This window comes from Parasphingorhabdus sp. NYA22 (assembly GCF_976973735.1).
Map to the genome: position 1 here is coordinate 452,842 of NZ_OZ333477.1, position 20,535 is coordinate 473,376.

Genomic DNA, 20,535 nt, shown 5'->3' on the forward strand with positions numbered 1-20,535 from the left:
TGTCCTTCGCAGCGCAAAAAAAAATGGCGGGTCAAAGCCCGCCATTTTTAAAATATTTGATGTGGTACAAGCCGCTATTTTGCGACCAGATTAACCGCAGCAGTCTTGCCGCGTTGGTCCACTTCCAGTTCAAACTCCAGCTTGTCGCCTTCTTCCAGCCCGCGCATACCGGCACGCTCTACGGCTGAAATATGGACAAATGCATCGGGCTGGCCGTCATCACGTTGAATGAAACCGAAGCCTTTGCTGCCGTTGAAAAATTTCACGGTACCCGTGGCTTTTTCCCCGGTCAGTTCCCGGCGAGGGGCACCACCGCCACCGCGATCTTCGCGAGGGGAACCGCCGCCATCCGGAACCTCGATAAGGTCACCTTCGATCTGAATGTCCGAAGCGGAAACTTTTCCGCCGCGGTCAACCAGCGAAAAGCGCAATGTCTGGCCTTCCGCGAGGCCTTTCAGACCGGCGCGTTCCACTTGACTGATATGAACAAAAACATCTTCGCCGCCACCGTCTTGCACGATGAAGCCAAAGCCTTTTTGCGCATTGAAAAATTTTACGGTTCCGGTGCTTTCACCGACAACCTGATCCGGCATTCCGCCGCTCCGTCTGGCGCCACCGGAATCACTGTCCGGCCGCGTGTATCTTTCTACGGGCGGACCGTTATCACCTTGATATCCATCGAAGTTTTCGTCACCGAAGCCGTCGCGCTTGTCCCGGCCTCTACCTCGCCGGTTTCTGTCAAAACCCATTCTTAAATCGTCACTTTCAATTCGCCCTACCTAGTAATACCAATGTCGCAGCGGACGATCTCCGGAGCATTGCTTTGCGCGAATCCTATTACCGCACGGGCCATCCATATAGAAAAATGGAGGAATAAGCGAATGAATTCGGTGTTTTGGTAGCTGCCGGAACAAAACTGATGTCCAAACGATCCTGTTTAGAAAAGCCAGGTTTTCGGATCGGCAATCGGTTCATGTTTCTGGGCTTTCAGCAACGCAACCACCGAGCGGACCAATATCCAGACCGCGAGGGCCAGAAGAATCGGAATGCCGATCAATATAAATGAGAGAATCACACCGACAATCCCGATCACCAACCCGATGACAAATGTCATGATATGAAATTGCAAATGGCTTTCTTCCCACGTTCCGGCGACCTCGTCTTTCCATATCAGGGCAAGGACGAAGCCGACCAAGCCGGTGATACCGACAAAAAATCCGGCGATATAGAGGAGCGAGATTATCGTTGCCTTATTCAGATCGAAGCCGGGAGCCACCGGTTCAGGTATTTTCTGTGTCATATTGTCAAACCCCTATCTTATCCCCGCATTTTCGATGCGTATCGAAGCTCAAACTAAACTTGCTGTTTGAACCGGCCTGCGGCACATAGCATATTCAATGATGCGCTGCTGTCAATTTTCGCAGCCGGAGGTTCGGCCCGGGTTCAAACCCAGAAGCCAGATTAAGGTGGCATGCCGGTACCACGGTTGAGAAAATGAAGTTAGCCCAGCGATAAAATAGACAGGCAAATATTAATGGCAGTTTTTTTTCATGAAGAAGATATTCCGGCTGACGTTCTAGGTGCTGGCGCCGTTGCTGTGGACACGGAAACCATGGGACTCCAGACCCCCCGTGATCGCCTGTGCCTGCTCCAGATATCAGATGGCGGGGATGACGAGCATCTTATCCGTTTTGGCCCCGATAGTGATTATTCTGCTCCCAATCTCCGGGCAATATTGTCCGACCCCGACCGGTTGAAACTTTATCATTTCGCGCGCTTTGATCTTGCCGCCATCGAACATTATATGGGCGTGATGGCCGAGCCGGTATTCTGCACGAAAATCGCCTCGCGGCTCATCCGGACCTATACCGATCGCCATGGACTGAAGGAACTTGTCCGCGAGCTTCTCAGTCAGGATATTTCGAAGCAGCAGCAATCGAGTGACTGGGGCAATCCTGTACTGAGCGATGCCCAGCGGGAATATGCCGCATCCGATGTTCGCTTCCTGCACAGATTGAAGGATGAACTCGAGGTTCGGCTTGAACGGGAGGGCAGAACCGCTCTCGCGCAGGCCTGCTTTGATTTTCTGCCGGACCGTGCGAGACTGGACCTGGCTGGCTGGCCGGAAACAGACATTTTCGCACATGCCTGAACGGCCAATATTCTTGCCCGGTTGTCGCGACAATGACCCTGGGATGATGGTGTAGCCATGGTGACCACCGTCAACCCTGTCCGGACGAAGCGCCAGGAATTTGCCGCCCCCAATGGTTCGCATGACCGAAACGTAAAATTGCTGCGTTTCATTCTTCCTGTGGGAGTCGGACTATTGGGCGCGATGCTCGCTCTGGCTCCGTTCACGACAAGCGGTGAACTGAGCTTTGTGCTGGACAAGAATAGCGTTGATGTCGCCAAGGAACGCATGCGGGTGACCGAGGCGCTCTATCGGGGCGAGGACAGCGAAGGCCGGCCATTTTCGTTGAAAGCGGGCTCCGCCGTTCAGAAAAGCTCGAGCGAAGCAGTTGTCGAGTTGAAGGATCTTTCTGCCCGGATATTGCTGAAGGAAGGGCCTGCCCAGATACGTGCCAGCGAAGGCAGCTATGATATGGATCAGGAAAATGTCCGCGTGCCGGGGCCGGTGCAAGTCGAAGCGGCTAGCGGCTACCGCCTTTCTACCAGCAACGTCACCGTCGATCTTAAGCAGCGTACGTTGCAAAGCGAAGGCGCGGTGGAAGGCCGGACCAATATCGGAACGTTTGGAGCAGACCGGCTCGAAGCGGATTTGGCAGAACGCACTGTAAGCCTCGATGGCAATGCGCGTTTGCGGATCGAGCAAAATGGACTAAGAAGACCCTAGATGAAATTATACCCTTTTCTTTCCCTGTCCGCTGGCACGTTTGCCCTTGCGTCGGCATTTTTTCTGTTCGCGGGTTCGGCCCCGGCGCAGGTTTTCGGAAGCCATGACAGCAATGCACCGGTGAATTTCAACGCCGGGCGGATCGAGGTTCAGGATCGTGCCGACCGTGTTGTCCTGTCGGGCGCGGTTCGTGTCGAGCAGGCCGGACTGACGCTCAACGCAGCGCGCATGACGGTGGCCTATCGCAGCACCGGGGGGATCGAGATCGACCGGATCGACGCGTCCGGCGGGGTCACCATTCGCAAAGCCGGCGACACCGCCTCCGGCAATGTCGCTATTTACGACCTTAATCGACGTCTAATAACCCTGATCGGTAATGTTACGCTCACACAGGGAACGAATCGTCTCTCCGGTGGCCGGGTCATTATCGACCTCGAATCGGGCAGATCGACGATAGACGGGCGCTCGACCGGCGGTTCTTCAGCCGGTTCCCAGGACTCCAGCGGACGGGTGTCCGGTACCTTTACGGTTCCGCAGCGGAAAGACTGAAGTCCCGACCAGTGTTACAAGAAATTCAGTTCGATCGCGGCATCGGGAGAGCCCCGCCGGCCTGCTTCGTTATGCCACTGGATTTTCGACCGGTAGAGGTTCATTTCGATCTTCCATGCACAAAGCTTGCCAATTCCGATAAGATTGGGGCATGTTGTTAGCCGGTAGACAAGACAGATCATGCAAATGAGGACGAATGATGAACGATACATCCGTGACTGAAGCAGCGACCATGGCGGATCCGGGTGCCGCCATGGCCAGCGATGCCATGGAACATGGTCTGGCGGTCGTTTCGATCGCCAAAAGCTATGACAAACGCTCGGTTCTTTCCGATGTGTCACTGTCCGTGGGTCGCGGCGAAGTCGTCGGTCTATTAGGCCCGAACGGAGCAGGAAAAACGACTTGCTTCTATTCGGTCATGGGTCTGGTTCGTCCGGATGCGGGGCGGATCATGCTCGACGGTGAAGACATTACGTCGCTGCCGATGTACCGCCGGGCGATCCTGGGCATTGGCTATCTCCCGCAGGAAACGTCAATTTTCCGCGGAATGACCGTTGAACAGAATATCATGGCTGTGCTCGAGATGGTGGAGCCCGATGCTACGGTAAGGGCGGAGACGCTCGACCGGCTGCTCGATGAATTTGGCCTTATGAAATTGCGCAGTTCGCCGGCGATGGCGCTGTCAGGCGGCGAACGGCGGCGGTGCGAGATTGCCCGTGCTCTCGCAGCAAGTCCTTCGATCATACTTCTGGACGAACCCTTTGCGGGCATCGATCCCCTGTCGATTGCAGACATCCGCGATCTGGTTTGCCAACTGCGCGAGCGCGGCATTGGCGTATTGATCACTGACCATAATGTGCGTGAGACGCTGGATATCGTCGACCGCGCCTGCATCATCTATGACGGCCAGGTGTTGTTCGCCGGCAGTCCGGAAGATCTGGTGGCGGACGCCAACGTACGGCGGCTCTATCTGGGTGAAGGCTTCGCGCTCTAGCCATGGCACTCGCGCCTCGCCTCGATTTGCGGCAGAGTCAGTCGCTGGTGATGACGCCGCAATTGCAGCAGGCGATCAAGCTGCTGACCTTGTCCAATCTCGAGCTGGAATCCTTCATTTCCGACGAGGTTGAAAAGAATCCGCTTCTTGATACCGGTGAAATTTCGACCGAGAGTGGCGAAGCGCCCGATGGCGAAATATTGAGCGAGCCCGGTGCCCAGGGGAGCGACGAAATATTGTCTTCCGGTCCATCGGAATCCGAATCTACACTCGACATGCAAGGCGATACGGACAGCTTTTCCAGCAATAGTCTTTCTGAGAGCGACGGTGCACTCGACGGGCAATTGGGATTGAACGGTGCGAGTTCCGGCTCGGCGGCTGGGGGTGAAGCGCCGGACTTCGAGAATATGCTGACTGTTGAAATAACCCTGACCGATCATCTGATGGATCAGGCCGGAGCGGTTCTTTCCGGTATGGACTTGTTCGTCGCGCAGCATATTATCGATCAGATCGACGAATGCGGCTATTTGCAGGCGGACTTGCTGGAGCTGGCCCAGCGGCTTAACGTCGGTCTGGTAGACGTCGAGCGCATATTGGGCGTCGTCCAGACACTCGATCCTGTCGGTGTCGGCGCGCGCGATTTGGCTGAATGTCTGGTGCTGCAGGCCGAGGACGCCGACCGCTATGATCCTGCGATGGCGCGGTTGATCGATAATCTGGATTTGCTGGCGAAAGGCGCTCTGCCGCAGCTCAAGCGGATCTGCGGTGTCGATGACGAAGACTTGATGGATATGATCAGCGAATTGCGCAACTATGATCCGAAGCCGGGCTGCAAGATCGGTGGCGGTGCGGTGCAGTCTGTGGTGCCCGATGTCTTCATCGCCGAACGCGCCAACCGCTGGATCATCGAAGTGAACAGCGCGACCTTGCCAAAAGTATTGGTTAACCGCAGCTATTATTCCGAACTGAAAGACGGCGCGCAGGACAAGCAGTCGAAGGAGTGGCTGAACGAATGCCTTGCGGACGCTAACTGGCTGGTCAAGGCGCTCGATCAGCGACAGCGCACGATCGTCAAGGTTGCGACCGAAATCGTCAAGCAGCAGGAAGAGTTTTTCCGCAAGGGCGTCGCGCATCTCCGACCTTTGACACTCAAGAACGTTGCAGAGCAGATCGAAATGCACGAATCGACGGTCAGCCGGGTGACATCGAACAAATATCTCTCCTGTTCGCGCGGGACGTTCGAGCTCAAATATTTCTTCACCAGCGGCATCCAGTCTTCGACCGGTGGCGAGGCGGCGTCGGCGGAGGCGGTGAAGAGTCATATCAAGTCCCTGATCGATAACGAGGACCCCAAGAAGATCCTGTCCGACGACAAGCTGGTGGCCTTGCTCAAGGACAGGGGCTTCGACATTGCCCGGCGCACGGTCGCCAAATATCGCGAAGCGCTCGGCATGGGCAGTTCGGTGCAGCGCCGTCGGCAGAAAGCGCTTGAAGGCAAGGCCGCCTAGACCGGCTTGCGCAGCACCGCGAATTCCAGCTCCGCAGTCTTTGGCCGCCCGAAGCGCGGGTCACCGTGCGGGAAGGGGCGCAGTTCGCCCGTCCGCCCGTAACCGCGGCGTTCATAATAAGCGATCAGATCATTGCGCTGGCGGATGACGGTCATCTCGATCGCTTTTGCCTGCCACTGTTCGCGGACAAATTGTTCGGACTCCGCCAGCAATTGCCTGCCCAGTCCCGCTGCCTGCAAAGCCGGGTCGACGGTCAGCAGACCCAGATAGGCGAGCCCGTCACCGACACGGGAGAGCTGGACGCAACCGGCGATGGCATCGCCTTTTTTTGCGAACAGGATGACCTGATTGTCTGCAGCGATAATCTCGCGGAGCGCCTTTGCATCGGTCCGTTGTCCGTCGAGCAGGTCCGCTTCATGGGTCCAGCCGCGCTTGGCGCTTTCACCGCGATAGGCGCTTTCGACCAGAGCGTGGAGCTCATCGATATCGCCGATTTTTGCGCGGTCGAAATTCATGCCAGTCTGATCCCTACAGTTTCAAGACTTGCGTTATCGATGATCCGCCCGGTCACCACCACCCGCTTCTCGACTTCGTCAATCGGCGTGCGCAACAGCTCGAGCCGATAGCGCTGGCCATCATCGCATTGCAGCAGGAACCCGGCCGCATCGCGCTGCAGCAGTCCGGCATATTCCCTGACCTTTTGGTCGTCCGTCACCATCATGCAGCGGCGAGCAATTTTTCGCTGATCTCCCAGAGCCGCTCGGCATCCGCGTCGACGGTAATATGCGGTACGCAATGCTGATAAGGCAGGGAATCCTCTCCCATCAACTGCGCGACGTCGCAATCTTCGCAATAGACGCCCGGCATGTCATCGAGCAGCGGTGAAGTGGCGGCCCATAGGCTCGTGGTGCAGCCCTGCGTAGTGCTCTTGAAAATTTCGGCAACCGCCGGTGGCACGGTACCGTCCTTGTTCAGCCAGCCCAGTTCCACTTGCTCTTCGACCGGCAAATGGCGTTGCAGCGGTGTAAAAATTCCGCCAGGATGGACCGAGAAAGCGCGGCCGCCAAAGCTCTGCATCCGGCGGCTCAATGCATTGGCGAACAGCGCGTTGGCGCTCTTCGCTTGGGCATAAGCGACCCATTTCTGATATTCGTTTTTCTTGAACTGGATATCGTCCCAGAGGATGCCGTTGCGCTTGTGGGCAATCGACGACAGCGCGACGACGCGGGGGGCGCTGGCCTTTTCGAGCAAGGGCAGCAGCGCCTTGGTCAGCGCGAAATGGCCCATATGATTAACGCCGAACTGGCTTTCCCAGCCGGGTCCGACCCGTTCGAGGGGACAGGCCATGATACCGGCATTATTGATTAGCAGATCCAGCGAGTCGATGCTGTCATAGACCGAAGAGGCAAAGCTGCGCACCGAATCGAGATCGGCGAGATCCATTTTTGCCGAAGAGACATCGCCCTCGATCGAGGAGAGATTTTCCTCCGCCTTGGCCGGATCCCGCACCGGCACGATCACGGTCGCGCCTGCATCCGCCAGAGCCCGGGTGGTTTCCAGACCAATGCCGGAATAGCCGCCGGTGACGATCGCGGTCTTGCCGGTCAGGTCGATGCCGGCGAGTATCTCTTGCGGTTCGCTCTTTGCGTGAAATCCCGAGCCGAGCGGTTTCTGGTCTGCTGCTGCCATTTGTTGCTTCTTTCTCTTTGTGCCCCGGCGAAGGCCGGGGTCCATCTCCTGCTATTGCGTCCGGCTGCACCCTCTGGAGATGGGCACCTGCCTACGCAGGTTCACAATATTGCATCCGTCCCCAATCGCCGTCAGACTTTCAATCCCACAATCTCCGACACCGGCATATAATCATAGCCCAGATCCTCGGCGACGGCCTTGTAGGTCACATGACCATTCCAGACGTTCAACCCTTCGGCGAGATGGCGATCATCGCGCAGCGCCGCTTCCCAGCCCTTGTTGGCAATGGCCAGCGTATGGGGCAGGGTCACATTGTTGAGCGCGTAGGTCGATGTGCGCGAGACCGCGCCCGGCATATTCGCAACACAATAATGGACGATATCATCGACGACGTAAGTCGGATTTTCGTGGGTCGTTGCTTTCGAAGTTTCAAAGCAGCCGCCCTGATCGATCGCAACATCGCACAAGACCGAGCCGGGCCGCATGGTTTTGAGCATCTCGCGAGTCACCAGCTTGGGCGCTTCTGCACCCGGGATCAGGACCGCTCCGATCACCAGATCAGCTTCGGCGACGCATTCGGCCAGATTGGCCTTGTTCGAGAAGCGCGTCTTGGCGCGCGATTCGAAATGGGTGCCGACCGATTCCAGCACATCCGGATCGCGATCCAGGATTGTCACATCCGCGCCGAGACCGGCGGCCATTTGCGCAGCGTTGAAACCGACAACGCCGCCACCGATGATCGTGACCTTGCCGGGTGCGACACCGGGGACGCCGCCCAGCAATATGCCACGGCCGCCATGGGCTTTTTCAAGCGCGGTCGCGCCCGCCTGGATCGACATCCGTCCGGCAACCTGACTCATCGGCTTGAGCAAAGGCAATCCGCCGGTGCCGGTTACCGTCTCATAGGCAATGCAAATGGCTTTGGACGTCACCAGATCGATGGTTTGTTCGCGATCCGGGGCAAGGTGGAGATAGGTGAACAATATCTGGCCTTCGCGCAGCATCGACCGTTCGATGGCCTGCGGTTCCTTGACCTTGACCACCATTTCGCATTTTTCGAAGATGTCGGCTGCGGTCGGCGCGATGGTTGCGCCGGCATCGATATATTCGGAATCTTCCGCGCCGATACCAAGTCCGGCGCCGGTCTCGACCAGCACATCATGGCCATTGGCGGTCAGTTCGCGGACTGATTCGGGGGTCAGGCCGACCCGATATTCGTGATTCTTGATTTCTCTGGGGGTACCAACGCGCATGGAGGAGCTCCTGTTCTATCGAGTCTAACCGCATATCATTACCAGCAAATGACGCTTCGCGCGAGATGCGTTGTAATTTTATTACCCTATTTTGAAACTTTCCTAATCGGCACCGATACGGTGCAGATATTGCCATAGCCGCCATGGGCCTCGATATATTGCAGCAGCGTCGGGTTGTAGCTGGCGAGATATTCATAGGCGGGCTGCTCGGCGAGCGGCAATTCGCTGGCCAGCCGGATCGATTTGATCTCGGTATATTGCGACTTTTCGGCGTAGAAGCCGCCCGGATCGGTGCCCAGCGGCAGATTCTGCAAATGTTCAAGGCCGTCGATCACCCGTCCGACCATGCCGAATGTGGTGTCGAGGCTGCGCGCCGCTTCACCGGTGATCACCGATATCTCCGCGCCCGTTCCGGCATCCGGCGGATCATAATGGGCGGGCGACAGCGACCCGCGGCAGGTCAGCGGAAAATATTTCGTCTCGCCGTCGATAGTCTTGCTGCCAATTGGCCAGCCGCCGCCGAATCCGACTTTTTGCGCGCCGCCATTTTCGTAGATCATTGTCATCAGCGGACGGATTTCGGTGCCCTGATATTCATTGCTATAGTCGACCGCAGCCTTGAGGGCTGCCATATCGGCGTCGCGTTTCACCCCGAGCGCCGCGTTAAAATATTCGCTCTCCGGCACGGTTTCGAGACCCTTCGGGAGCGCCTTGGCATCGGGATTGCCGCCGAACTGGGTGACGAAATCCTTGGCGACGCGGTAGATTTTGGTGCCGTCCCACCAGCGGGTTTTTGCGAAGGTCCGGACGTTGCGGACATGGCCGCCGGAGAGATTGGCGGGGAGTAACTGGATCACCGCCTGTCGTTTCGTTCCGTCGGTGGCGTCGGGTAGGGCCAGGACCATAAGGTCGGTGAGGGGGATGGGCAGCCAGTGTTCTGCGGGCGCGGTGGCGAGAATTTCGGTGGGGCTTTTTTCTGCGACCTCCTCTTGCGCCAGAACCGGAGAGGAGAATGAAAAGCATGCTGCGGCCAAGGCCCAAAAGGCGATGTGCGCTGATCGAAAATAGCTATTCATGCGACTCTTTCCTTGCTGAACTTTACAAACTTTACACTGTTAAGAAGAAATAGGCTTTCTGCCCTTGTGCAGGCGGTTTTCGTTCCCGGTCCCGCGCCGGCGAATGTTCTTAGGATCACACAGGGTCACACCCCCTATTCCGGAAGATGATCGGCGCACGGAAATTGCTGGAAACCGAAGATGGAAGGACGAGGCAAGGGGTTTGAACATGAGGCCAGACTAATCCAAACTGTCGGATGTAGGAAAGGCAAAATTGTGCCCCGCCGCAGGGCGGGGTCCAGTCGAGTCCTGTCGTTGCGGTTTAAAAGGCGAAGGCGGGAATATTCTGGGCCCCGGCCTTCGCCGGGGAACCATCTGTGAATCACATATCATGATGTCGGAAAGCGGAAAGTCGTCAATTGTGTCCCCGAGAAGGCGGGGATCCATCTCCCGGGCCAGCGACTAGACGCCATGACAAGAGATGGGCACCTGCCTCCGCAGGTGCACTGCACTCCTCACTCTCCCTTCACCCGTCTCACCGGCACCGGAATATTACAGATATCCGCTCCGCCAGCTGGCACAATGAAAAACGGATCACGCCGATTGGCGCGGGCATCGGCATATTTGGCAAATGCTTCACCTTCGGTATCGAGATATTCGAACGCGAGCGATGCTTCTTCGGCCAATGCGTTACCAAGACGAATAGACGTGATCGGCACGCGCTTGCGGGCATCCTCGTAGAAACCCAACTGCCCCTTGCCGCGCGGCAGGCTGGAGAGATGCTCGATCCCTTCGATAATCCGCCCCACCACCGCGATATTGCGATCAAGATGGCGCGGCGCATGGCCGATCACGGTGTAAAGTTCTGCGCCGCTGCCGGTATCGGGGGAATAGTTGCGGCCGACGCCGACCGCGCCGTAGCAGTGGATGGGCCAAACCGACGTTTGATCAGTTGCATAGGGCCAGCCCGCCCCAAAGCCTGTTCCAGAACTATAATTATCGAACGCATCAGGATAGGCCGCATCACGAAGATCGAGAACATGTTTCTTAATCGATGGAGTGAACTTATTGGTTTGATAATCACTCCCCGGCACCGTCTCCAATCCCTTCGGCAAAGGCTTCTGCTCTGTCTCGCCGGATTCCGGATTATCGTAACCGGCATCCCCCCATTGCACGACATAATTGTCCTGCACCCGGTTGATGCTGGTGCCATCCCACCAGTGCGCGGCGGCCAGCTTGCGAATATTGCGGATCCAGGCCTGCGAGAAAGGTTCCGGCATCAGTTGGATGACCACGCGGCGGAGGTTGCCCGCGGCGTCCGGCGCAAGATCCATGACCAGCAAGTCGCTCGGCGCGATCTTCACCCAGTCGCTGGCCGGGGCTGCATCGACGATGGCATTGGGGCTGGGATATTCGGGATTTTCGGGTTCTTGGGCGAGGGCGGGCATCGTGCCCAGCAGAGCGAACAGTGAAATAATAGCGCTGATTTTTCGCATAAAAACATCCCCAAAATTCCGTTCGTGCGGAGCCTGTCGAAGCATCCGGCTTGGCGCATTTGGTCCTTTGGCAGGCTCAAGGACGAACGGGTTTCATTCCTGACGGGTACCCTAACCCGACACTATCGCTTGCGAAAGCGCGAATCCGGCATTAGGGAAGCGGCGCTGTCTGATATTCGACCGGATTCACGGGTCGGACAGTATTTGCGGAGCCGTGGCAGAGTGGTCGATCGCGCACGCTTGGAAAGCGTGTATAGGGCAACCTATCGAGGGTTCGAATCCCTCCGGCTCCGCCATCTATTCAATATAAATTATTGTAATTAAGGGATAAAAACTGATTCCCATAAATTGGTTACCCCATCTGTTACCACATAGCCAATCGGTTACATTCGCTACCGTAACATTGATCAACCCCGCTGTACTTCAGTGGTCAGCCACTCAGGCAATTTGTCATTTTGGATAGAATCGTTGGCCCTGATCAGAGAATCCAGAGCATCATCACAGGCGACCTCAAATAGTGTAGGACCTGATGGTGCATCTATCCGCTGGCCAGTAACAATTGTTTCAAATCCAACTATCTCATCATCGTCGATAATTGTTCTGATGCCGGCTACCTTGCCAGCAGAGGGCATGTGGGGCGGCTCAATGTCCCGGAGCATGAGATCTTGAAACAGTACTAGTTTCCCGTCACCAACGGCTGTTGCGTCGGTTCGAGCCCGGGTCAATTCAAAATGCTTTGATGCGTTGGCAATATCAGTGATTTGTGCAAGCGGTCCACACGCAGATCGTGCAGCGTCGAGAAAGTCAGAACGGTTTCCGACCTCCAATCCCCTCTCTTTTGTCGCGTGGAAAATCCATTCTAAAATGTGGGATATGGTAAGAGCGGCGTTCATTGCATGGTCGGATTTTTGATCGTCTGCTGAGGCGGCAAGACGATCCATCTCTCGCCGGGCTTTCGCAATCATTTCATCCGGCTTCATTAAGCCAAACCTCAGGTTATTGGGCATTCCGTATCTCCATATTGCGGACCTAAATCATGTGTTTTTCTAATGCGAGTTTCCGCTTGCGCCAATCTGGCATTTTCCGATCTAAGAGCCCATAAAATCCGACGCCGTGATCAGGATGGATAAAATGACAAAGCTCGTGAAAGATAACGTAATCGATCATTCTTTCGCTAGCTTCGATCAGCCTTACATTAAGAATCAGCGATTTTCCCCCTGTAGTCAGGCTGCCCCAGCGTTTCTCCATTGGGCGAACACTCAACCTTGGTTTGTTATCGACTTCGGATGAAAAAGCTCTCAAGCAGATCGTTAGCCGGTCAGCAAATATCTGTTTGGCCCTTTGTCTATACCAATTCAGAAGACGATTTCTGACCCGTCCGTTTTCATTACGCGTCAAGCCACCCACAACTATGTGAGTCGGCGTCAATTTCACCCCAAAAGCTTGACCAGGATCGACTCTCAACCGGTATTCCCTGGCTAGATATCGGAATGTTTCCCCTGAAAGAAACTGTCTGGGCGGCGTGATGGGACGAAAAAGCTCAAATTCAGCTTGCTTCTCAAGTATCCAACTAGCTCGCTTTTTTAGCACCTGTTCAATGTCACCAATACTAGAACTAGCGGGAGCGCGGACAACGATACTAGTATCTGGCTCAACCGTTATCCCCAACGATTTCCGATTGGAACGGTGGAGTAAAAATTCCATTTCTGTGTCACCAGCGCCAAAGGTGTACAGCTTTGCGGTCATTGCTGAACCTGACGTTTTGCGATTTCTAGCGATCGATCAATTATCTCATCCATAATTTCAACGGAAAGCCCGTAAAGTCCTTGGCCCTCTTTCAGCTCGTCATAGAGATAGTCATCCATCGCATTGCGAATAGCGTTCTCGACATCTGAATCATCTTGCCATCCAACTTTGCGATGCGAACGGACGATGCCTGCAAACTCGGCAGCAGTGTTAGCGGAAATATCTTCAGATTTGTCACCCGCAATCTCGCTAAGAACACCGTCACACAACCGAAAGATTGCCGAGCCTAAAGAATCGCCTTGCACAATGGCCGGCACAGAATCCTTGCCTTCTACTGAGGACACCAGATCATCACGGATTGCTTTAATCTGATCAAAATAGTCTTTCTCGGTGAGGCGACCCGCTCTGAATTGGGCTATCGCATCCGCTACCAGCTTGCCGAACCGCTCATAAAGCACGGGATCCTCTCCCATGCGTTCACTTATGGTTTTTGCAGTTTGATGGGCAATTTTGTCGGCGACGGAGGCACTGCTGCCAGTCGAATCTTCAACCGCACTCTTAAAGCTGTCATCATCAAATATATCAACTGGCGCAACAAGAGGTATGATCTCCGTTGCCAGAATGTGCCGATCTGTCCGTCGTCAGATAATTTGAGACATATGGCGGTTTAAAATAGGCGAGTATTTGGTTCCATCTGGTTGGTTGATATTAGGCGGCGATCTTGCGGTATTGCAATCGCCTTTGTTCGATGGTTTTTCGTTTGATCCTTTCTCGTTGTTTGATGATAGATTCTGCCCTGCCGAAGTAGGCATCGGCGGGTGTGACGTTTTTCAGGCTCTCGTGATAACGTTGGTGATTATAGTGCTCGACGAACGCCTCGACCTGCGCTTCGAGATCGCCGGGCAGATAATAATTTTCGAGCAGGATGCGGTTTTTGAGGGTCTGGTGCCAGCGTTCGATCTTGCCCTGGGTTTGCGGATGGAACGGTGCACCGCGAACGTGGCGCATCTTCTTGTCGGCCAGATAATCCGCAAGTTCACCCGCAACGTAGCTTGGCCCGTTGTCCGATAGCAGGCGCGGTTTGTGCAGCACATGCGCCTGCCCGCAGCCTGATGCCTCAAGAGCCAGCTCCAGCGTATCGGTGACATCTTCTGCGCGCATGGTCGTGCACAGTTTCCAGCTGATTATATAGCGGCTGTAGTCATCGAGGATCGTCGACAGGTAATACCAGCCCCAGCCAATGATCTTGAGGTAGGTAAAATCAGTCTGCCACAGCTGGTTGGGCGCCGTTGTCTTGTCCTTGAACTCGCTGGCGGCCTTCATCACGATGAAGTTCGGGCTGGTGATCAGGTCGTGGGCCTTGAGCAGGCGGTAAACGCTGGCCTCCGACACGAAGTAGCGCTGTTCATCGGTAAACGTCACCGCCAGCTCGCGGGGCGATAGCTCGCAGCGTTCCAGCGCCATATCCAGGATCTTGTCCTGCACCTCCTCCGGGATCCGGTTCCATGCCCGGCGCGGACCGGGACGCCGATCTTCTAGCGCCTCTTCGCCGAACCGCTGGTACAGATCATACCAGCGGTAGAAGGTAGGCCGGGCGATGCCCAGCCTGTCGAGCGTCTGCTTGGCAGGCAGATGGCTTTTCTCGACCAGCCTGATGATCTCGAGCTTTTCTGATGCAGGATATCTCATTCTTCGCCTTCCCCATCCCCGATCATGCTTTTTTTAAGCAGACGCATCTCAAGCATCTGTTCAGCGACAACCTCCTTCAGATCTCGGGCTTCCTTACGAAGGTCGCGCACCTCATCAGTATTGGCAGCGCGGGCAGTATCGCCAGCCAGCCTGCGCTTGCCAGCCTCCATGAAGTCCTTCGACCATTTGTAATACACGCCCTGCGCGATACCCTCACGGCGGCATAGCTCGGCAATGCTATCTTCGCCGCGCAGACCCTCCAGCACGATCCGGATCTTCTCTTCCGCGCTATACTGTTTGCGGGTCGCTCTGCGGATATCTTTGACCACCCGCTCCGCGGGGGCTTTCGAGTGTTTTGGTTTCATTTCCGTTCCTTACAGTCACTGCAATGAAACCAAAACACTCGCTTATTTTATGCAGCCAGTCTGTCTATTGAATGCTGACGGGGGACAGCGTGTTCTTCAGATCGCATCCGAAACAGCGAGAGCCGGCGAAGTCCGGCATGCCACGATTGTCATCGAAGCCGATGGAATCGCCCATGAGGCGTTCATGCACAATCGTTCGATGTCCGAGGCGCTGGGTTCGTCCTATGTCTTGCAGACGGACGAAGGCGTTGACCAGGCTGTTCGTACAACCAAGGCTCTGAAAACCCCTACCGACGGTATTGAGCTGTCCTCTGTCGCCTCTGACAATATCCAGAAGATGCGATCGATCGGTACCGGTCCGGTTGTCGCAGACGGCGCGCATTTCTTCAATTATGATCTGGAAGCCGCAGGCGATCAAGCGCGTGAAGTCTTCTGGATGGGCGGCTCCTATGGCGGTACCATGGCCGGAAGCTTCCGGCCAACGACCTACACACTCGTCGGCGAAGAATCGATTACGATGCCGCAAGGTTATGACATTCCTACCGAACATTTCCGGATGGCAAGCGGATCGGAAGTCTGGCTAACCAAAGGTAGCCGGATCGTCGTCCGCGCCGATGTTCGCTTTGGTCCCGGACCGGCGCTCAGATATGAGCTGACCGAGTTGAACGTGACGCCGCTTGGAGCGACTCCGGAAGCAAAGCCGGCGCACAAATAAAAGCCGCAATGACAGTCTCCGGCTTCAGAAATGGATTTGCGATATGCTGTTGTGAGATTTGCTAAACATTGCCCGGAATGCTTCCCATAAGAAGCGTTCCGGGCAAAATATTTCATGCCTTCTGTAAAATCAGATCGGCGGCTTTCGCGCCGATCATCATCGCCGGCGCATTGGTGTTGCCGCTGGTGATACGCGGCATGATGGAAGCGTCGACCACACGAAGCCGGTCGATTCCTCGCACACGCAGATTGGCATCCACGACGCTGTCGGGTCCGGATCCCATCTTGCATGTGCTGGTCACGTGAAAGACTGGTCCGGCGGCCGCACGAAAAAGCTCGCGCCAGTCAGCATCGCTGTGCACCTGCGGGCCGGGAAACTGCTCGGACTTTGCATATGGCTTCATCGACGGTGCCTCAAAAACCTTGCGCACCCACTCGCACGCCGCCTGCAGGCGAGCCGAATCCCGGTCATCGCTCAATAGCCGGGGAAAAATGAGAGGAGCGTCTGCCGCCGAGGCGGTGTTCAGCCTGATTTCCCCGCGGCTGTCCGGATGGCAGACCGTCGGCACGCACATCATCGCAGGCGACCTCATCGGCACGACGTTCTGGCCTTCAATGGTATAGCCGAGAGGCGTAAACAGCACCTGGACGTCAGGCGTAGCTTCCTGTGGTCCGGACCGGATGAATGCTGTGGCCTGGGCAGGCGGGCTGGCCGCTGCCCCCGTGCCGTCGATCAGGAACCGCAGCCCGTTTCGGACAACCCCCATGAGATTGTAATCCTGGTTAACGGTGCGGACCGTGTCGACGACTTCCTGCACGACCCATATCCCGGAATGTTCCTGTAGATTCTGGCCAACTCCAGGCAGATCCTCGACAACCTCAATGCCAAGACCCTTGAGATGGTCGCCGGGACCTATGCCTGACACCATGAGCAGTTGCGGCGAACCGATTGCGCCTGCGCTCAGAATGACTTCCTGCCGGGCTCGCAGCGACTTGGTCACTCCGTCGCTCGAATAGGTAATGCCGCGCGCAACCTTGTCTTCAATGTCGATATTGCGGACCAGCGCGTTGACGATCAGATGAACATTATTCCGCTTTAGGGCGCCTCGAAGAAACGCTTTCGAGGCACTTTGCCGCCAACCCCGTTTCTGCGTCACTTGTACTACCGATGCGCCTTCCTGGTTTGCGCCATTATAATCCGATATGGCAGGAATGCCGGTTTCAGAGGCGGCTGCAACAAAAGCGGAACTCAGCAAATGGGGTTTGCGGAGCATCTCTACGTGAAGCGGTCCCTCTGTTCCGCGCAAACCATCATTCGAGGGCCCGGTGTAACTTTCGAGATCCTTGAAATAGGGCAGTACATCGTCATAGGACCATCCTGCATTTCCCTGTGCTGCCCATGCGTCGTAGTCTTCGGCCTGGCCTCTGACCCAAAGCTGACCATTGGTAGAGCTGCTGCCGCCAACCACCCGTCCGCGTGGCCAGGCATCCGTGCGTTGATCGCGTGTCGGATCGGGCTCGGACATGTAGCACCAGTCGAAATCCGGATTGCCGGACGCTCGCATGGCACCCGCTGGAATTTTCACCACTAGGGAGGAATCTGGTCCGCCGGCTTCGACTACAGCGACTGTGTAGCGGCCATTTTGCGACAGTTTATCCGCAAGAACGCACCCGGCAGAGCCGGCACCAACTATGATATAGTCAAATTCGTCGGTTGGTTTCATGAAGTTTTCCGCTCGTTAAGAGATAGATTCCAGTATATACAAGGCTATGGATTGGGACGGCATATTGTCCAATCGAACCCTTCAATTGCTCAATAGTAATTTGCTTATAGGTCATCGCCATATCGTGACGTATAAAATATATTAGAACACAGGTTTTCTGTGTGCCGCCCTTGTCTGGGAATAATTTGGCTCAGATCTGGCGGAAAGAGTGATTCTTAGTGATGTCAAAACCGGAAGGTGAGAAATGAACAAGCCAGTGCATGATATGTATCCAGAAGCCAATCATGATGAACTATCGCAGCAGGCGTTTTTGCGCAGCTTCATGGTACATCTTTACGAGAAAGTGATGCCAGGCAATGACATTCTCTATCACTCGAAGATCGTACCACAGTTTCAAAAGGAACTCGGCAGACCGCCCGAAACCCGCAAGGAAGTCCGTGAAGCCCTAGACGCGCAGCCATTTAACAATATGTGGGCTTCGCTTATGCGGACCAGCCAGGAAATGATGTACCATACGGTACGCCCGAGCATCGAACGGCAAATGCCTGCTCTGAAGGAAAAGGCGGCCAGACTTGATAATGCTGCTGGTTCGTTGACGCTGGATCCCGATCTGGAAATTCCAGACTATCACACGCATGCAGACATTCACTGCAAGCCGGGCGGCTATCATACCAAGACCGAAGACGGCGACTTTCTCGCCGGAGCGGAGTTTGATCGTACCGTGAACGTCTATTTCCATGGCAAGACCGGTCCGCTGGCCGATGATATGGGCCTTTCCCTTGCGACGTGGATCAAGGGTAATTTTCCTGACCTCGAGCCCAAGTCGATATTGGATCTGGGTTGCACCATCGGTCATAGTTCGGTTCCGTATCTGGATATTTATCCTGATGCAGAAATGCACGCTCTGGACGTGGCTGCGCCATGTCTCGAATATGGGCATTATCGCGCCAAATCGCTTGGCAAGGCGGTCCATTTCACTCAGCAAAACGCGGAAAAGACGAATTTCCCGGACGAATCCTTCGATCTTGTTGTGTCACATATCTTGATGCACGAGACATCCCACAAGGCGCTCAAAAACATTGTTGACGAATGCCACCGTATACTCAAGCCAGGCGGGGTGATGATCCATATGGACGTTGTTGGTGCAACCGACCCATATGGCCAGTATCTGTGCGAGTGGAACGCCCATTATAATAACGAACCTTATATGGGCGGTTTGCAGGACGAGAATCTGGCCGGTCTTTATGCAGATGCTGGTTTTCCCGAACAGAATTTCTTCATGGAGCAGATTGAAAGTGTTCACCTGCCCAAGACAATGCCTGAAATCATGAAGGCCAAAAAAGCCAAGGGTGTCGTGATTGGTATCGGTTATTACACTATCGTCGGCACGCAAAAACAGGCTTGAAAATCAAGCTAACCGGTCCTTGATCGGACAAGCGGCCCGGGCAGAAATGCCCGGGCCGCTTTGCTTTGTGGGGAACTGTTAGGATGATGAGCGACTAATGATCAGGGTCGAAAAAGCGCACATTTCAACGCTAGGTGCAACCCTTCGATCCGCTCGACCGAATTCTGGACATACCGGAATGGCCGCCAAAGAATGGCGGCGGCAAAGTTGACGGGACTCCCGGCTAGTCTGCTTAAGGTTTAAGGAAAATCTTGCCGCGGACCCGTCCGAATTTTAACAGATGCAGGGCGGTGTTGATTTCAGCCAGTGGCAGAGTCAACGCAACGCGCGGAGCGGGTAGATCCTTATGGTCTGCCATCAAATCCGCTAACTGTTTGCCATCCGGTTGCGCCGAATAGCGAATAGCCTGAGCAGACGCCGCTTTCGCCCGGGCTTCATCAACCGGCTGGACGATGGAAACCAGTGTGGCGCCCTTGGCGAGGCTCCGATAAGCCGTCTCGATCATTGGTCCGCCTGCAGCATCGAGTATGAAGTCATACTGGCCTTCTGCAGCCTGTTCCGCAGCGATAACATTCCCGCCGAGACCAGTGACATGACTGGCATTGCTGGGGGAGCAAATTCCATCAACGTTTTTGGTGATCTGGCTCAAAAGCTTGGTGGCTATGGAGCCGACGCTGCCAGAGGCGCCGATCACCAATGCCCGCTCAATAGTTCCGTTATGAAGCTTGATGGCCTGATGCGCCGTAAGAAGCGGTACGCTCAGCGCAGAAGCTTGTTCGTCCGACATGTCATCGGGTACCAGCGCGCACTGGCTGGCGGAGACATCGACCTTGTTCGCGAACCAGCCGCCCCGTAGCAGGCTGGAAAATGCCATTACGCGCTGACCGGGGCGAAACCCCTTAACATCTGCACCAACCGCTTCAATGACACCAACGCCTTCGGCTCCAGGTGTGTAGGGGAAGGTAAAGGGAAGCGCGGCCAATATGCCGGAACGGATTTTCCAGTCGACCGGGTTTAGCGAAATCAGGGTGGGCTGGATGCGCAGATCGTCCGCAGCAAGTTCCGCCATGGTCGACGTGACAGGTTTCAGATCGACATCATCTCCGAATCTCGGGATCTGGTACGCTGTGCAATCACTGGAGGCGCTGTCTGTGTTGATATATGCGATGGACGATTTCGAGCTGCGTTCCCGCAAAGGCCGGAGTGCCACATATTCGGGAGAGTTGTAAAAGCGCTGCAAAGCCGCTTCGCTGGCAAATTCAATCATGACAAAACGGCTGCGAAAATCGTCGCCTTCCAGTGACGAAACGGGCTGGCCCTTGATGATATACTTGCCGCCTGCAGCCTCGACGATCGAAGGATTGAGCGATCGGTAAAGATCGAAAGTCTCGGCGTCTTCGATATCAATCGTACCAATAAAATAAGCGGCCATGGGTGTTTCCTTTGACTATAAATTGGCAGTGGATGCGCCGCTTATCGAAGCCGATTCACGAA

General features: G+C 55.5%; 21 protein-coding genes and 1 tRNA gene. 8 read left to right on the plus strand and 14 right to left on the minus strand.

Going from position 1 to position 20,535, the window contains the following annotated elements; translation table 11 throughout:
* Positions 1-74: 74 nt before the first annotated feature.
* Positions 75-749, minus strand: coding sequence for a cold-shock protein (locus ACWFTY_RS02205; protein ID WP_447525773.1), 675 nt, complete (start codon positions 747-749; stop codon positions 75-77).
* Between the two features lie 188 nt (positions 750-937).
* The gene (locus ACWFTY_RS02210; RefSeq protein ID WP_447525774.1) at positions 938-1,300 is read right to left on the minus strand and encodes a DUF4870 family protein; all 363 of its coding nucleotides are present in this window, start codon (positions 1,298-1,300) and stop codon (positions 938-940) included.
* Positions 1,301-1,534: 234 nt separating this feature from the next.
* Here ACWFTY_RS02210 and ACWFTY_RS02215 point away from each other — a divergent pair, with 234 nt between their 5' ends.
* From ACWFTY_RS02215 to rpoN, 5 genes are all read left to right on the plus strand, one after another.
* Positions 1,535-2,152 carry a ribonuclease D gene (locus ACWFTY_RS02215; RefSeq protein WP_447525775.1) on the plus strand — a complete coding sequence of 206 codons (618 nt, stop codon included), beginning with the start codon at positions 1,535-1,537 and terminating at the stop codon, positions 2,150-2,152.
* Positions 2,153-2,209: 57 nt separating this feature from the next.
* The gene (lptC, locus tag ACWFTY_RS02220; RefSeq protein WP_447525776.1) at positions 2,210-2,854 is read left to right on the plus strand and encodes an LPS export ABC transporter periplasmic protein LptC; all 645 of its coding nucleotides are present in this window, start codon (positions 2,210-2,212) and stop codon (positions 2,852-2,854) included.
* A complete protein-coding gene (locus ACWFTY_RS02225; protein ID WP_447525777.1) occupies positions 2,855-3,403 on the plus strand; it encodes an LptA/OstA family protein in 549 nt (182 codons plus the stop codon).
* 232 nt (positions 3,404-3,635) lie between these two features.
* On the plus strand, positions 3,636-4,397 hold the full coding sequence (lptB, locus tag ACWFTY_RS02230) for an LPS export ABC transporter ATP-binding protein (RefSeq protein WP_447526930.1): 762 nt from the start codon (positions 3,636-3,638) through the stop codon (positions 4,395-4,397).
* 2 nt (positions 4,398-4,399) lie between these two features.
* Complete coding sequence (rpoN, locus tag ACWFTY_RS02235) at positions 4,400-5,905, plus strand: RNA polymerase factor sigma-54 (protein WP_447525778.1); 1,506 nt, start codon at positions 4,400-4,402, stop codon at positions 5,903-5,905.
* On the opposite strand, the gene ACWFTY_RS02240 is transcribed toward rpoN, so the two are convergent.
* The 6 genes from ACWFTY_RS02240 to ACWFTY_RS02265 form a co-directional block, all read right to left on the minus strand.
* A complete protein-coding gene (locus ACWFTY_RS02240) occupies positions 5,902-6,420 on the minus strand; it encodes a GNAT family N-acetyltransferase (RefSeq protein WP_447525779.1) in 519 nt (172 codons plus the stop codon). The two genes, rpoN and ACWFTY_RS02240, sit on opposite strands and share 4 nt — an antisense overlap.
* Positions 6,417-6,626 (minus strand): DUF5818 domain-containing protein, encoded by a 210-nt coding sequence (locus tag ACWFTY_RS02245; protein ID WP_447525780.1) that lies wholly within the window; start codon positions 6,624-6,626, stop codon positions 6,417-6,419. Before ACWFTY_RS02245 ends, ACWFTY_RS02240 begins: the two co-directional genes overlap by 4 nt.
* Positions 6,623-7,594, minus strand: coding sequence for an oxidoreductase (locus ACWFTY_RS02250; RefSeq protein WP_447525781.1), 972 nt, complete (start codon positions 7,592-7,594; stop codon positions 6,623-6,625). Before ACWFTY_RS02250 ends, ACWFTY_RS02245 begins: the two co-directional genes overlap by 4 nt.
* Positions 7,595-7,725: 131 nt before the next feature.
* Positions 7,726-8,847, minus strand: a complete 1,122-nt coding sequence (gene ald / locus ACWFTY_RS02255; protein ID WP_447525782.1) for an alanine dehydrogenase — start codon at positions 8,845-8,847, stop codon at positions 7,726-7,728.
* Between the two features lie 86 nt (positions 8,848-8,933).
* Positions 8,934-9,923, minus strand: a complete 990-nt coding sequence (locus ACWFTY_RS02260) for a peptidylprolyl isomerase (protein ID WP_447525783.1) — start codon at positions 9,921-9,923, stop codon at positions 8,934-8,936.
* Positions 9,924-10,417: 494 nt separating this feature from the next.
* The gene (locus ACWFTY_RS02265) at positions 10,418-11,398 is read right to left on the minus strand and encodes a peptidylprolyl isomerase (RefSeq protein WP_447525784.1); all 981 of its coding nucleotides are present in this window, start codon (positions 11,396-11,398) and stop codon (positions 10,418-10,420) included.
* A 208-nt stretch (positions 11,399-11,606) separates the two neighbouring features.
* Here ACWFTY_RS02265 and ACWFTY_RS02270 point away from each other — a divergent pair.
* Positions 11,607-11,694 (plus strand) — tRNA-Ser (locus ACWFTY_RS02270).
* Between the two features lie 111 nt (positions 11,695-11,805).
* Here the strand turns inward: ACWFTY_RS02270 and ACWFTY_RS02275 are convergent.
* The 4 genes from ACWFTY_RS02275 to ACWFTY_RS02290 form a co-directional block, all read right to left on the minus strand.
* Entirely contained in the window at positions 11,806-12,405 is a 600-nt protein-coding gene (locus tag ACWFTY_RS02275; protein ID WP_447525785.1) for a hypothetical protein, read from the minus strand.
* A 22-nt stretch (positions 12,406-12,427) separates the two neighbouring features.
* Positions 12,428-13,144 carry a M48 family metallopeptidase gene (locus tag ACWFTY_RS02280; protein WP_447525786.1) on the minus strand — a complete coding sequence of 239 codons (717 nt, stop codon included), beginning with the start codon at positions 13,142-13,144 and terminating at the stop codon, positions 12,428-12,430.
* The gene (locus ACWFTY_RS02285; RefSeq protein WP_447525787.1) at positions 13,141-13,617 is read right to left on the minus strand and encodes a hypothetical protein; all 477 of its coding nucleotides are present in this window, start codon (positions 13,615-13,617) and stop codon (positions 13,141-13,143) included. The genes ACWFTY_RS02280 and ACWFTY_RS02285 overlap by 4 nt, the downstream gene beginning before the upstream one ends.
* Before the next feature lie 235 nt (positions 13,618-13,852).
* A protein-coding gene (locus ACWFTY_RS02290) for an IS3 family transposase (protein WP_447524529.1) occupies positions 13,853-15,198 on the minus strand; the annotation gives its coding sequence in 2 pieces (ribosomal slippage) (positions 13,853-14,866 and positions 14,869-15,198; 1,344 coding nt in all).
* Positions 15,199-15,265: 67 nt separating this feature from the next.
* On the opposite strand from ACWFTY_RS02290, the gene ACWFTY_RS02295 reads away from it, so the two are divergent.
* Positions 15,266-15,913 carry a hypothetical protein gene (locus ACWFTY_RS02295; protein ID WP_447525788.1) on the plus strand — a complete coding sequence of 216 codons (648 nt, stop codon included), beginning with the start codon at positions 15,266-15,268 and terminating at the stop codon, positions 15,911-15,913.
* Positions 15,914-16,025: 112 nt separating this feature from the next.
* Here ACWFTY_RS02295 and ACWFTY_RS02300 read toward each other — a convergent pair whose 3' ends face one another.
* Positions 16,026-17,636, minus strand: a complete 1,611-nt coding sequence (locus tag ACWFTY_RS02300) for a GMC family oxidoreductase (protein WP_447525789.1) — start codon at positions 17,634-17,636, stop codon at positions 16,026-16,028.
* A gap of 244 nt (positions 17,637-17,880) precedes the next feature.
* On the opposite strand from ACWFTY_RS02300, the gene ACWFTY_RS02305 reads away from it, so the two are divergent.
* Positions 17,881-19,041, plus strand: a complete 1,161-nt coding sequence (locus tag ACWFTY_RS02305) for a class I SAM-dependent methyltransferase (RefSeq protein ID WP_447525790.1) — start codon at positions 17,881-17,883, stop codon at positions 19,039-19,041.
* Positions 19,042-19,273: 232 nt separating this feature from the next.
* Here the strand turns inward: ACWFTY_RS02305 and ACWFTY_RS02310 are convergent, their stop codons facing one another.
* The gene (locus ACWFTY_RS02310) at positions 19,274-20,473 is read right to left on the minus strand and encodes a DUF1330 domain-containing protein (RefSeq protein ID WP_447525791.1); all 1,200 of its coding nucleotides are present in this window, start codon (positions 20,471-20,473) and stop codon (positions 19,274-19,276) included.
* Positions 20,474-20,535 lie beyond the last annotated feature (62 nt).

Bases quoted from the DNA above. Each gene is read 5' to 3' on its own strand.
- ACWFTY_RS02275 (WP_447525785.1), bottom strand. From the start codon at position 12,405: ATGCCCAATAACCTGAGGTTTGGCTTAATGAAGCCGGATGAAATGATT.
- ACWFTY_RS02305 (WP_447525790.1), top strand. From the start codon at position 17,881: ATGAACAAGCCAGTGCATGATATGTATCCAGAAGCCAATCATGATGAA.
- ACWFTY_RS02265 (WP_447525784.1), bottom strand. From the start codon at position 11,398: ATGCGAAAAATCAGCGCTATTATTTCACTGTTCGCTCTGCTGGGCACG.
- ACWFTY_RS02300 (WP_447525789.1), bottom strand. From the start codon at position 17,636: ATGAAACCAACCGACGAATTTGACTATATCATAGTTGGTGCCGGCTCT.
- rpoN (WP_447525778.1), top strand. From the start codon at position 4,400: ATGGCACTCGCGCCTCGCCTCGATTTGCGGCAGAGTCAGTCGCTGGTG.
- ACWFTY_RS02210 (WP_447525774.1), bottom strand. From the start codon at position 1,300: ATGACACAGAAAATACCTGAACCGGTGGCTCCCGGCTTCGATCTGAAT.
- ACWFTY_RS02280 (WP_447525786.1), bottom strand. From the start codon at position 13,144: ATGACCGCAAAGCTGTACACCTTTGGCGCTGGTGACACAGAAATGGAA.
- lptB (WP_447526930.1), top strand. From the start codon at position 3,636: ATGGCGGATCCGGGTGCCGCCATGGCCAGCGATGCCATGGAACATGGT.
- ACWFTY_RS02225 (WP_447525777.1), top strand. From the start codon at position 2,855: ATGAAATTATACCCTTTTCTTTCCCTGTCCGCTGGCACGTTTGCCCTT.
- ACWFTY_RS02260 (WP_447525783.1), bottom strand. From the start codon at position 9,923: ATGAATAGCTATTTTCGATCAGCGCACATCGCCTTTTGGGCCTTGGCC.
- ald (WP_447525782.1), bottom strand. From the start codon at position 8,847: ATGCGCGTTGGTACCCCCAGAGAAATCAAGAATCACGAATATCGGGTC.
- ACWFTY_RS02250 (WP_447525781.1), bottom strand. From the start codon at position 7,594: ATGGCAGCAGCAGACCAGAAACCGCTCGGCTCGGGATTTCACGCAAAG.
- ACWFTY_RS02205 (WP_447525773.1), bottom strand. From the start codon at position 749: ATGGGTTTTGACAGAAACCGGCGAGGTAGAGGCCGGGACAAGCGCGAC.
- ACWFTY_RS02310 (WP_447525791.1), bottom strand. From the start codon at position 20,473: ATGGCCGCTTATTTTATTGGTACGATTGATATCGAAGACGCCGAGACT.
- ACWFTY_RS02285 (WP_447525787.1), bottom strand. From the start codon at position 13,617: ATGGGAGAGGATCCCGTGCTTTATGAGCGGTTCGGCAAGCTGGTAGCG.
- ACWFTY_RS02240 (WP_447525779.1), bottom strand. From the start codon at position 6,420: ATGAATTTCGACCGCGCAAAAATCGGCGATATCGATGAGCTCCACGCT.
- ACWFTY_RS02215 (WP_447525775.1), top strand. From the start codon at position 1,535: ATGGCAGTTTTTTTTCATGAAGAAGATATTCCGGCTGACGTTCTAGGT.
- lptC (WP_447525776.1), top strand. From the start codon at position 2,210: ATGGTGACCACCGTCAACCCTGTCCGGACGAAGCGCCAGGAATTTGCC.
- ACWFTY_RS02245 (WP_447525780.1), bottom strand. From the start codon at position 6,626: ATGATGGTGACGGACGACCAAAAGGTCAGGGAATATGCCGGACTGCTG.